Below are 12,740 nucleotides of genomic sequence, written 5' to 3'. Positions count from 1 at the left end.
TGCTTTTCCCACCTTTGTAGAGAAGAATAAGGCAATTATCTAATTGCCTTATTCTAAAACATTAGTTACTTTTCAATCTCGTTTTTTACTTTTTCATAAACCCCTTGGCTCCAACTACTCGAAAGAATATCATAAACTTTTAAAGTCGCTTCTTTGAAAGCGTCTACATCTGGTTCAGTAATAGTTACACCTTCATCCTTTAACTTTTGCTCATACTCTTTTTCTTTCTCAATTGTTAATTGTGTTAGTTTTTCCCCTACAGATTTTGCTTCTTCTAAAAGAATCTTCTGGTGTTCTTCCGACAGTGAAGAGAATACTTTTTCACTCATTAACCAACCATTTACTTGTTTAAAATGACCTGTTAATGAAATATGATTAGCTACTTCATGTAACTTGCTCGTATAAATCGTTTCTAATGGTGCCTCAGCACCTACGATTACTCCTTGCTCTAATCCGGGGTAAACTTCTGCCCACTCCAATGATGTAGGACTGCCACCCATCGCTTTAATTGTTTCTTCCCACATTGGTAGCGGAGATGAACGAATCTTTGCACCTTTTAAATCTGCTGGTGTTTTCACTTCACGATCAGAAATTACATGACGCGCACCGAAATACCAATTAAACGCCAGAACGCGCAAACCATTTTCCTGCAAAGTAGCCTCTTGCTCTTTCATAAAATCAGAATTAATAACTTTGCTTAATTGATTCCAATCATCGACTAAGAAAGGCCCTCCTAAAATTGATAAATCTGGAACTATGTCTGATAATCCTGATGGATTGTTATATGCAATTACAGGAGTACCTAACTTCGCTTGCTCTAATACATCAGAGTCACTACCTAATGTTGAGTTAGGGAATGGTTGAATTTCAATCATTCCATCTGTACGCTCAGCAACGTTTTTAGCAAACTCTTGCACAGCTTCATGTGTCGGTGAATTTTCAGCCATTACATATCCCATACGAAGCACTAGCTTTTCCCCTTTACTACCGTTGCCCGATTCACCATTTGAACTTGAACCATTTTCTGAATTTCCGCACCCTACTACAGCTAATACTAAAACTAAAATGAGACTAACCAATAACGCATATTTTCTTTTCAATATAATACACTCCCCTTATACCAATTATTTCAATTGTTATACTACGAATTATTTTTTAGTACTGTTATATTTAACGCCCCTGAAAGACTATCCCATTGCCAAGTCTTTTTACCACAATAGAGATTGCTAGAATAAGATAAAATCAATTCATCTCATACCCACCACAAACATTTATCGCTTGTCCATTTATATAGCTACTTAAGTCTGAGCTTAGGAATAATGCTGCTTTTGCAATGTCTTCTGGTGTTCCTAATCTGTCTAGCTTAATGCGTTGTAAAAATGTATCACGCGGGTCTTGTTTTTCGATAATCTTTCTTTTTTCAAATATTTCATCCATCATTGGTGTAGAAATTACGCCTGGACATAATGCATTTGTACGAATGTTAAATTTCCCGAATGCCTCAGCACTTGACTTTGTTAAGCTAATTACCGCAGCTTTACTTGCTGCATAATGTGGTGCTAAAGGTCGCCCACTCCTTCCAGCAATAGAAGACATATTAATGATGGACCCCTCGATTTGATTATCCTTCATGTATGTTGCTACAATCTGTGTTAAAAAGAACATGCCCTTTAAGTTAATGGTCATTACTAAATCCCACTCTTCCTCAGATACCTCAAGGAATGGAGTCGTTCGCATAATGCCTGCGTTGTTTACTAAAATATCTACTCGAGCGAATTTATCCATCGTTTTTACGAATATCTCTTCACATGATTTTTTCGTGCGAATATCCCCTTGCACAGCATAAACTTGGTTTGGAAATTGCTCCGCTAAACGGTTAGCTGTTGTTTGAATTTCTTCGTTTAAATCTACAAGAACACATTTGCAACCTGCATCGAGTAAAGCAATAGCAATTTGTAAGCCAATTCCTTGATGTGCCCCCGTTACTATTGCAACCTTTTGTTGTAAGTCAATGGTGTACATAGCCATCCCCCTATTAAAATAAATACCAGCTATCTTTAATCAGCACTTCCTCAAGCGTATTCATAAATTGAGCACCATCTGCCCCATCCACTAAACGGTGATCAAAGCTAGCTGTTAAGTTCAGACGTTTTTGTGATTTTACTTCTCCCTGCTCCAAGTAAAGATAATCTTCCACTTTGCCTACAGCTAAAATGCCACTTTCGGGAGGGTTAATGATTGCGGTAAATTGCTTAATATTAAATGAGCCTAGAGATGAAATTGTAAATGTTGCACCCGACATTTCTTCTGGTGATAGCTTTCCTTGCTTCGTTTTTTCAATTAGACGCTTTCTTTCCTGCATAATTTCTACTAAAGATTTTGCCTCTACATTTCGAATAACTGGAACAAATAGCCCCTTCTCTGTTGCAACCGCCAACCCGATATGAATTGACTTATTATTCTGAATATAATGCTCGTTATTTTTTACGATATAATAGTTATTAAATTTTGGATGAACAGCAATTGTATCGGCAATTGCTTTAATTAAAAAGTCATTCATCGACAATCGCGATTCACCACTACTGAATGTATTCATCTCAATTCTTGAATGTTCTAATTTTTCAACAGCTACTTCCTTTGTAATTGTAAATTGCGGAATTTCTTGAACACTCTTCGTTAAATTTTGAGCAATTGCTTTACGAATAGCTGTCACCTTTTCCAAGCTTGCTTCCGTATTTACTAGCCCTTGTTCAAGCTTTTGTAATTTGTCAATTTCTCGGTAGACATCGCGTAAAACAATTCTTCCTAAAGGTCCTGTCGCGTCAATTTTTGTAGGGTCTAAGTCATGTTGTGCAATAAGCTTTCTTGAAACTGGTGAAATGCGTAGCCTTGCAGCATTGGGACTTTTTTTAATCTGTATTAATTGTTTTTGTACTACTTCTTCTATAGGAGCTACTTTCGCCTTCTCTTCTTGCACAGGCTTTAGCTCCTCCGACTGTTCAGCAAGGTCATCTACTAGCACCCCTACCGCTGTTCCAACTGCTACCGTTTTTCCATCTTGCACTAAAATTTCTCTTAAGTAACCGTCCTTATTAGCCTCAACTTCAGATATAGCTTTATCAGTTTGAACTTCAAAAAGAGCATCGCCTTTTTGCACCTGCTGACCTTCTTTTACTAACCAGCTAACAATCGTTCCTTCTTCCATATTCAAACTCATTTTAGGCAAGTTAATGGATGTTATTGTCATTCTTTATTCCCTCCTATTAACTATGAATCTCTTTTCCATCAACAGCTAAGGCTGCCTCATTAAATATTTCACTTACGGTTGGATGTGGATGAACAGTCATTCCAATTTCTGAGGCTGTTGCTTCAAATAACATGGCTAAGCTGCCCTCACTAATAAGCTCTGTTGCTTTATCGCCTATAATATGCACTCCTAAAATACGGTCTGTCGCCTTATCAGCAATTACTTTAATAAATCCTTCTGTTTCACCAGTAATTAACGACTTACCATTGGCATTTAACTGGAATTTACCTACCTTTACCTCGTAGCTTTCCTTTGCCTCTCGTTCTGTAAATCCAATCGAAGATACTTCTGGGACACTATAAATACATTTAGGTACTAGAAGCTCATCATATGAATTTACCTCGTGTCCTAATATCCTCTGAATGACTATCTCTGCTTGATATGCTGCGGCATGTGCTAATTGGACGTTGCCAGAAGCATCACCGATAATGTAGAGGTTTGATACTTTTGTCTTTAAATATTTATCTACAGGAAATTGCTCATTCTCTTTCTTTAAACTTGAAAAATCTATGTCTCCATAATGCCCTTTTCGACCAATTGCGACGAGCACATATTGTGCCTTTTCCTCTAGAATTTCCGCACCTTGCCTTAGCTTCAAAGTGACCTCATTTTCGGACTCTTCAATTTGATTGAATAAAACCTCACAGCCGGTTTTAAATTGCACACCTTTCCTCGTCAATGACTGCTTCAAGTGCTGCGCAATTTCACTATCAACTGCACCTAAAATAGTTTCTTCCTTTTCTACAATTGTCACAGGAATATTTAATTGACTAAAGAAAGTTGCAAATTCGATTCCTATAACACCCGACCCTACAATAACGATTGATTTCGGTAATTCATGTAAGCTAAGTAATTGGTCACTAGATAATACGTTACTGTACTTTTTATGTACATTTAAAGGAACAATTGGCTTACTTCCTGTTGCTAAAATTACATGCTTTGCCTGCACAACTCTGTCTGCCGTAGAAATGGAAAATGGCCCTGCCTTTGAAATGGCAGTTACTTTTTTAGGGAATAGCTGAATTTTATTTTTTTGAATTAAATACTGTACACCTTGAAATAATTGATTTACTACTTGATTTTTATACTGAAGAAATTGGCTCCAATCAAGCGTTGCAATTTCAGGAATTTGCAATTGGCCAAAGCCCATTTTTTGTAATTTGTAAACATCCTGATATTTATTAGATAGCTGCAAAAATGTTTTGGTTGGTATACAGCCTTCATGTAAACATGTTCCACCTAATTTATCCTTTTCAAATAACGCTACTTTCAAGCCTTCTTTCGCAGCCTTTATTGCGGCAGTATAGCCTCCTATCCCTCCGCCTATAATCGCTATATCAAACATTTAGTCACCCCTTATTTCGGTGGCTGTACAAGTTCGAGTGTAATGTCATCCGGGTCAAAGAAATAAACTGTATAACCACCCTTATTTCTCCCAGCCTCAATACTCACGACATCAGATTTGAATCGAACGCCAGCATTTTTTAATTTTTCTACCATGGCAAAAATATCCTCTACTTCAAATGCAAGGTGAGCACTTCGCGTATGCGCTGTTCCTGTAGGCACATATTCTCCCTTTGGATAGACATACTCTACAAGTTCAACTACATGACCTGAAGCCCTTTCATGTCCACCCTTAATTGCAAACATCGCTACTTTTAAATGTGCGTTAGGATAATTAACTAGCTTTGCTGTATATTCATTGTGCTGTACTTGCTCATGAACAAGCTCTAAGTTTAATATATCTCGATAAAACTCTATCGACCTTTCTATATTTTCAACAGTGAAACTTGTATGCCAAATATCTTTAATCATTGTGTACCTACCTTTGTATAAAGCACCTCTTCAATTGCTTCGACAATTCTAGCCTCTGTTGGTAATACTTCCTTTTCTAGTGCCATATTGTACGGAATTGGAACAGACAGTGAACCAACTCTCTTTACTGGAGCATCTAAATAATCAAATGCTTGTTCTTGAACAATAGAGCTAAGCTCTGCACCCCATCCAAAACTTTCAACCGCTTCATGAACAATTACTAAACGATTCGTTTTTTTCACTGAATCGATTACTGTTTGTGAATCCATTGGTACTAATGTTCGCAAATCAATTAACTCCGCTGAAATGCCCCTTTCCTTTAGTGAATCTACAACCTTTTTACATTCATGAACTGTTCGAGATAGACTTACAACCGTTACATCACTACCTTCGATTACAATATTGGCTTGACCAAATGGGATTGTGTATTCCTCCTCTGGAACTTCACCTTTCATGTTATAAAGTAATTTATTTTCAATAAACATTATTGGACAATTATCACGGATTGCCGATTTCAATAAACCTTTAGCATCATATGGGTTGGAAGGTACAACAACTTTCAAGCCTGGCACATGAGCAAAAATTGTTTCTAAACTTTGTGAATGCTGTGCTCCATTACCTCGCCCTCCTCCGCCTTGTGTACGGAATACAATCGGTACTTTCGTCTGTCCCCCCGACATATAAGTCATTTTAGCTGCTTGATTCAATATTTGATCTAATGCTACAAAAGTGAAATCAATCCACATAAACTCCACAATGGGCTTTAAACCTGTCATCGCTGCACCAATACCCGCTCCTGTGAATCCCGCCTCTGAAATAGGTGTATCAATAATGCGTTCTTTACCGAACTTATTAATTAAATCCTTTGTTACATTAAAAACACCCCCATACTGACCAATGTCTTCACCTAAAATAATGATATTTTCATTCGCAGCCATTTCCTCATGAAGTGCTTCATTTAATGCTTCTGCATAAGTTATTTGTCTTCCATTAGTAAACATCTGTAAATACCTCCTCAAGACTAGGTTGCTCTGATAGCTTTGCACGCTCAAATGCATTATCAATACTAGCCTTTACTTCATTTTCAATTGCTAGCATTTCGTCCTCTGTAAGTAGATTATATTTCTCGACTGCTTGCTTAAATTGAATAAGCGGCTCTTTTTCCTTCCAGCTTGCTACTTCCTCTTTTGTACGATAAATTTCTGTATCACCAAACATATGTCCTAGTAATCGGTATGTTTTCGCTTCAATAAATACAGGCCCATTTCCCTCTCTGACAAATGCTGTTACTTCTTTAGCTAGTTTTCTGACAGCAAATACATCATTACCATCCACAACATAGGACAGAATTCTATACGCTAATCCTCTTTCTGCTAAATGCTCATTCAATACCGAATCACTAATAGGTGTCATTTCCGAATATAAGTTATTCTCACAAACAAAAATCATTGGTAGCTTTAATACCGCTGCTAAATTTAGTGCCTCATGGAAAACTCCTTGGTTTGTAGACCCATCGCCAAAATAAGTAATGGCTACATGATTATTTTTTAATGTTTTTGCAGTTAATGCTGCCCCCACTGCAATAGGGATACCCCCTGCAACAATTCCATTCGCACCAAGCATTCCTAGCTTGCTGTTGGCGATATGCATTGGACCGCCTTTTCCTTTACAGTAGCCATCAATTCGACCAAACATTTCTGCAAATAACTTAAATGGGTCTGCCTTTTTAGCAAGCGCATGTCCACGTCCACGATAAGTAGTCGTCATATAGTCAGATTCATTTAAAAAGGCACTCATCCCTGTCGCTACTGCTTCTTGACCGATATATGGATGTAACGAACCGCCAAGCAAGCCCTCTTTATATGCCTCAATGCTTTTTTCCTCAAAGCTTCTAATTTCAATAAGCTTTCGCCATAATGCCTTCGCTTCATCCTTTGTTACTTCATAGTCTGAATCATTTGTTTGAATAAAATTGATTTCCATGGATATTGCCAACCCCCTATTTTTTTTCAATAATTAATTGCCCAGCTCTTGCAAACATGCCATATTGTAATTCCTCTAATTCAATCCTCACATCATCTGCTGTAATATCTAAAGAATTCACTAAAGCATCTGTCACTTCTTTTACCATTTGCTGCTTTTTTTCAATAGAGCGCCCTTCCATCAACTTAATTGTTATGTATGGCATCTTAACCCTCCATCTCTAAAACATTATTAATAAATTCTTTGCAAAGACCTAAATATCGACCTGGGTCTAATATTTCATCAAGAATCTCTTCTGAAATAAATTTGTTTACATTTTCATCTGCTGCTATTTCATTACGCAAGCTTGTTCCCCTTTCATAGGAACGCATAGAAGCTGCATACACTACTTCATGTGCAGTTTGTTTCCCTATCGCACTTGATAGCTCGAACATTACTTTCTCACTTAAAATTAATCCTTGTGTAATATCGATATTTTCTCGCATGCGATTTTCATATACACGCATATTTTGTAAGACACCTGTCATATCAGAAAGCATTTTATTTAAGTAAATGCTGATTTCTGGCATAACTTCTAATTCGACAAGCCATAAACCCATATCGCGCTCATGCTCTTGTACTAATGAATCGTATAATAAAGGAATTTGCATACGGATTAATCGAGATAGCCCCACTGTATATTCACAAACCATTGGATTGCGCTTATGTGGCATTGTACTGCTACCTATTTTCCCTTCTTCGAAGCCCTCTTCTACCTCAGCAATTTCAGTTCGTTGTAAGTTGATAATTTCATTAGCAATTTTTCCAACTGTCCCTGCAATTAATGCATAAACATTTGCTAACTCTGCAATATTATCTCTGCTTGTATGCCACGTAATTACCGGCACATGCAATCCAAGCTCTTCAATAACCTCTTGTCGCACCTTCATTGCCATATGACCAAGTGATGCTAATGTGCCAGATGCTCCTGAAAATTGCCCAATAAATACTCGTTCCTGGATTTCACAAAGGCGCTTATAATTGCGTTTCATTTCTGCTAACCAGCAAGCTAGTTTATAGCCAAATGTTATTGGTAATGCATGTTGCCCATGTGTTCGCCCTGCCATTATCGTATTTTCATATTTTTTCGTAGCGACCGACAACACCTCGATTATGTCACTTGTTTGTTTGCGAATAATTTCATATGCATCTTTTAACTGTAAAATAAATGCGGTATCAATTACATCCTGTGTTGTAGCACCGAAATGAATGTATTCTCCATAATCTTTTGAACACAGTTCCTCATATTGACGAATAAATGGGACAAGCGGATGACTTGTAAATACAATCCCTCTACAAATCTCTCCTAAATCAAAACTTTCAAGCTTCCCTTGCTGTTGAATTTCTTCAGCCGCCTCTTTCGGAATAATCCCAAGTTTTCCTTCGACTTTCGCCAATGCAGACTCAAATAAAATCCATTTTTCTATCATTGCAGTATCAGAAAAGATTGCACGCATTTCTTCCGTACCATATAAATCTTTATACACCTCAGAATCTATCATATGAGATTTCAAACTTATCTACCTCCCGTACTTTTTCGCTTTAATAACTCGAAGCTTTCCAAAATAATATGCTGATTGCTAGCATCTTTATTTTTCATCATATTCATTAGTAGCTCTGTTGATTTGACACCCATTTCCTTTAAGTCTACTTTTACCGTTGATAATGTTGGGTCAAAAACCTCACACATTGGCGTATGATGGAAGCCCATTACCGCAATATCTTCAGGAATTCGCTTCCCATTCTTTTTAATAGCAGCTATTGCTCCAAATGCAACACGTACGTTAGATGCAAATACGGCTGTAACAGTGCTGTTTTTACTGAGTAATCGCTCCATCGCCTTATAACCGCTTTCTTCTGTAAACATCGCCTGCTCAATTATTTCCTTATTGACTGTTAAATTATTTTGAAGCAATGCTTTTTCATATCCGATATAACGGCGGTTGCTTGTATCCATCTCTTGGTTCGCTGTAATGAATGCGATTTTCTTATGCCCACCTTTAATTAACATTTCAACAGCTTCCTTTGCTGCATTTTCATCATCTGCAGCGACAAATCCTTTAGCATGCTGATTCATTCTGTTAATTAATACGTACGGTATATTCGATTGATTAAAATTAACAATATCTTGGTCAGTTAAAATATTGGATGCAATTAATAGGCCATCCGCTCTACCTTCAGTAACTAAGTCAATATAAGCTTTACTCGTTTGATTTGTATCACTCAAAACAATCAAATGGTAGCCATATTTCTGCACTGTTTCTTCTACCCCTGAAATAATTTCACTGTATACAAAGTTTGTAAAATCCGGAATGATAAGCGCTATGGTTTTAGAACGTCCCAATTTTAAACTTCTAGCAACAGCATTGGGCTTATAATTTAATTTTTCTACCGCCTTCACAATTCTTTCCTGTGTCGCACTAGGTATATTTAAAGTTGTATCTTTATTTAAAAATCGAGAAACAGTAGTAATACCAACGCCCGCCTCTTTAGCAACATCTTTAAGTGTAACCATGAATAATGACCGCCTCTCAGATAAAACGTTTCAGTGTATCGTTTTAGTGAAACGTTTTACTTGTTTTTTAAACAATAGCATATTGCATTTAAAAAAATCAATATAAATTTTAGATTTTTCTAAATTTTTATTCTCTTTATCTTTATCTAGGAATAAATATTTCACAGAAATACAAAATGGGCTGTCCGAAAAGATGTACACTTTTCGGACAGCCCCTAATACTTGCTCCTGCGGTAGTCACAATAAATTGTCACTATCCTCGTTGCAAAGGAATCGTCTCAAAATGACTTTTCAGGCGATTCCTCTTTTTATAATAAGCTATACAATTTAATATTTTCGTTTTTCTCAGAGAACCAACGCATAGCGAATTCGTTTTCGAATAAAAATACTAAGTTATCGTAGCGGTCCTTCACCAGCATTGAGCGCGAAGATGACATGGATTCCTTCACCTCATCCTCATTCTCAATCCAGCGTGCAATTTTACTACCGACAGGCTCCATTTTTACTTCCACATTGTATTCATTCTTCATGCGATGCTCGAACACTTCAAATTGCAGTTGTCCTACAGCACCTAACAATACTTCTTCCGTATGCAATGTTTTATAGTATTGGATTGCCCCTTCCTGCACAAGCTGTAAAATCCCTTTATGGAATTGCTTCGATTTCATAACGTTTTTAGCCGATACACGAACGAATAGTTCCGGTGTAAACTGCGGTAATTTTTCAAATTGGAATGCTTTCTTCCCACCGACAACTGTGTCACCGATTTGATATGTGCCTGTGTCGTATAAACCAATAATATCGCCTGCAACTGCCTCATCAACCGTTTCACGGTCATCCGCTAAAAATTGCGTCGATTGTGTTACTTTGAAAGATTTACCTGTGCGTGCTAATGTCATGTTCATGCCGCGCTCAAACTTACCAGATACGATACGTACGAAAGCAATACGATCACGGTGTGCTGGGTTCATATTCGCTTGGATTTTGAAAATAAAACCTGAAAACTCCCCATACTCCACTGGGTCAATAAATTGCTCATCCTCTGTTATACGAGGCTGTGGCGCTGGTGCAAATTGCAAATATGTTTCTAAAAACGTTTGCACACCAAAATTCGTTAATGCCGAGCCAAAAAAGACAGGTGTCAACTCGCCACGGCGAATTTTCTCCTCCGAATATTCATTCCCTGCCTCGTTTAATAATAAAATATCATCCATCGCCTGTGAATAGTACGACGTTACCTTCATTGGATGGTCGATTGCTAGCTCACCATTTTCATTCAGTGGTAAAAAACGCTCTGCTTCCTCTGTACGGAATTGCTCCACACGCTTATTATAGCGGTCATAAATACCTAGAAACTCTTTCCCCATACCGATTGGCCAGTTCATTGGATAAGCGCTAATACCTAGTACTTCCTCTAGCTCCTCGATTAATTCTAAAGGCTCTTTCCCTTGACGATCCAATTTGTTAATAAATGTAAAAATGGGAATCCCACGCATTTTACACACTTTAAAGAGCTTTAATGTTTGCGCCTCAATCCCTTTTGCTGCATCCACTACCATGACCGCACTATCAACCGCCATCAATGTACGATACGTATCCTCAGAGAAATCTTGGTGCCCTGGTGTATCTAAAATATTAACGCGATGCCCATTATAATCAAACTGCATTACTGACGATGTTACAGAAATACCACGTTGCTTCTCAATTTCCATCCAGTCAGAAGTAGCAAATTTCCCTGTTTTCTTTCCTTTTACTGTACCTGCATCTCGAATTGCTCCACCGAATAATAGCAGCTTTTCAGTAATCGTCGTTTTCCCAGCATCTGGGTGACTAATAATCGCAAATGTGCGACGTGCCGATATATCTTGCTCTAAAGCCATAACTTTTCCTTCTCCTTTTTATCCACATTAACAGGCAGTAGGGGGCCGCCAGAAAAGTCATTTCAAGCCCCCCTTAGCGCTGCTTTATAAAACTACCGAGTGCTGATTTATCCACCCATTCTTTTTGATGATAAAAAAGCTTTCACTTTTAATATTTTCAAGCCTCTTCTTTTATGAATTACGCCTAAGCTAACTCTAGTCCAATTTTTCAGGCAACCTAGTAATAGTTAACCTCCAACCGTCACGACACGCCCCAATAGTTAACTGACCTGCATCAAGCAAGCCTTCTTTCAAAATCCGAGACATTCGCCGAAGGCTTAGGCCAACACGATGTTGGTCATTCAGTCGTTATCTTAATATGCACTTGTTTTTGGCTGAGTTCCTATGATTCATTGAGTGTTCGGACACTCATTAAAATAAGTTAAATGGCTATTTTGCTATCAAAATGCAGATTGCTTTCTTCTGAACTCCATCCTTTTTATTTTAAAAGACTTTCCCCTATTGTTACAACCTTTTTTCTTAGAATTTGTGCAAGATCATACAAAATATAGCCAATAATGATGGCAATAGTATTTAATAGCACATCATCAATATCCGTACTACGTCCGATAAAAAGCTGACAGCTCTCAATAAACAAAGGAATTGCTAATGCCATAAATAGCATTTTCCACATACTGCGCATTTTATGCCACAATAAAGGGATAAAAAAGCCAAATGGAATAAATAAAACAATATTGCCTGCTAAATTATAAAAGGCAATTTCCGCTAGTGGTCCATTTAATTGGGCTATGTACAAGGAAATTGTTCGAAACGGGGTAAAATTATGCCTTAAAAATAGCGATTGCTCTATTTGAAAAACAATGCGGCCATTTTCAATCCAATAAGCTGGTAAAATCGTTTGTGAAAAAATACTAATGGAGAAACAAAAAAATAATAGCATCATGATTTCACGCCATTTATGTGTAGGACGTTTCCGCATCCAAAGAAAACGTAACAGCACATAAATCGGTAACGTTATCATGCAGTAAAACAGCATGCTTTCTATAAAAGACTGAATCATATACGTTGCTCCTTTATTTGCTCTATGAGATGACGTCCGACAAGCAATGCAGTTGCCTACTTGTCAGACGCTTTCGGTGATGTTTTAGTAAAAAGTTAGCTTATTGAAAGAATGACGAATTACTGTGAAAATGAAAGTAAC

General features: G+C 37.4%; 12 protein-coding genes. All 12 read right to left on the bottom strand.

Annotated elements, in window-relative coordinates:
• Positions 1 to 65: 65 nt before the first annotated feature.
• Positions 66 to 1,100 carry a C4-dicarboxylate TRAP transporter substrate-binding protein gene (locus C9J36_RS02810; RefSeq protein ID WP_066169474.1) on the bottom strand — a complete coding sequence of 345 codons (1,035 nt, stop codon included), beginning with the start codon at positions 1,098 to 1,100 and terminating at the stop codon, positions 66 to 68.
• Between the two features lie 142 nt (positions 1,101 to 1,242).
• On the bottom strand, positions 1,243 to 2,022 hold the full coding sequence (locus C9J36_RS02805; RefSeq protein ID WP_066169471.1) for an SDR family NAD(P)-dependent oxidoreductase: 780 nt from the start codon (positions 2,020 to 2,022) through the stop codon (positions 1,243 to 1,245).
• A gap of 13 nt (positions 2,023 to 2,035) precedes the next feature.
• Positions 2,036 to 3,247: a dihydrolipoamide acetyltransferase family protein gene (locus C9J36_RS02800; protein WP_107942179.1), complete on the bottom strand. Its 1,212-nt coding sequence runs from the start codon at positions 3,245 to 3,247 to the stop codon at positions 2,036 to 2,038.
• 16 nt (positions 3,248 to 3,263) lie between these two features.
• The gene (gene lpdA, locus C9J36_RS02795) at positions 3,264 to 4,652 is read right to left on the bottom strand and encodes a dihydrolipoyl dehydrogenase (protein WP_107942178.1); all 1,389 of its coding nucleotides are present in this window, start codon (positions 4,650 to 4,652) and stop codon (positions 3,264 to 3,266) included.
• An 11-nt stretch (positions 4,653 to 4,663) separates the two neighbouring features.
• The gene (locus C9J36_RS02790) at positions 4,664 to 5,122 is read right to left on the bottom strand and encodes a VOC family protein (RefSeq protein WP_107942177.1); all 459 of its coding nucleotides are present in this window, start codon (positions 5,120 to 5,122) and stop codon (positions 4,664 to 4,666) included.
• Positions 5,119 to 6,123, bottom strand: coding sequence for an alpha-ketoacid dehydrogenase subunit beta (locus tag C9J36_RS02785; protein WP_066166029.1), 1,005 nt, complete (start codon positions 6,121 to 6,123; stop codon positions 5,119 to 5,121). Before C9J36_RS02785 ends, C9J36_RS02790 begins: the two co-directional genes overlap by 4 nt.
• Positions 6,113 to 7,105 (bottom strand): thiamine pyrophosphate-dependent dehydrogenase E1 component subunit alpha, encoded by a 993-nt coding sequence (locus C9J36_RS02780; RefSeq protein ID WP_107942176.1) that lies wholly within the window; start codon positions 7,103 to 7,105, stop codon positions 6,113 to 6,115. Before C9J36_RS02780 ends, C9J36_RS02785 begins: the two co-directional genes overlap by 11 nt.
• Before the next feature lie 16 nt (positions 7,106 to 7,121).
• Positions 7,122 to 7,310 (bottom strand): tautomerase family protein, encoded by a 189-nt coding sequence (locus tag C9J36_RS02775; RefSeq protein ID WP_066166032.1) that lies wholly within the window; start codon positions 7,308 to 7,310, stop codon positions 7,122 to 7,124.
• 1 nt (position 7,311) lies between these two features.
• Positions 7,312 to 8,658 (bottom strand): adenylosuccinate lyase, encoded by a 1,347-nt coding sequence (gene purB, locus C9J36_RS02770; RefSeq protein ID WP_107942175.1) that lies wholly within the window; start codon positions 8,656 to 8,658, stop codon positions 7,312 to 7,314.
• A 2-nt stretch (positions 8,659 to 8,660) separates the two neighbouring features.
• Entirely contained in the window at positions 8,661 to 9,659 is a 999-nt protein-coding gene (locus tag C9J36_RS02765; protein WP_107942174.1) for a LacI family DNA-binding transcriptional regulator, read from the bottom strand.
• Between the two features lie 308 nt (positions 9,660 to 9,967).
• A complete protein-coding gene (locus tag C9J36_RS02760; RefSeq protein WP_107942173.1) occupies positions 9,968 to 11,539 on the bottom strand; it encodes a peptide chain release factor 3 in 1,572 nt (523 codons plus the stop codon).
• Between the two features lie 478 nt (positions 11,540 to 12,017).
• Positions 12,018 to 12,599: a VanZ family protein gene (locus C9J36_RS02755; protein WP_201261884.1), complete on the bottom strand. Its 582-nt coding sequence runs from the start codon at positions 12,597 to 12,599 to the stop codon at positions 12,018 to 12,020.
• Positions 12,600 to 12,740: the final 141 nt, after the last annotated feature.

The organism is Metasolibacillus fluoroglycofenilyticus (assembly GCF_003049645.1).
GTDB classification, from domain to species: Bacteria; Bacillota; Bacilli; order Bacillales_A; family Planococcaceae; genus Metasolibacillus; species Metasolibacillus fluoroglycofenilyticus.
Note: the sequence above shows the minus strand (reverse complement) of the source record. Positions and strands in the feature narration are given on the sequence as shown.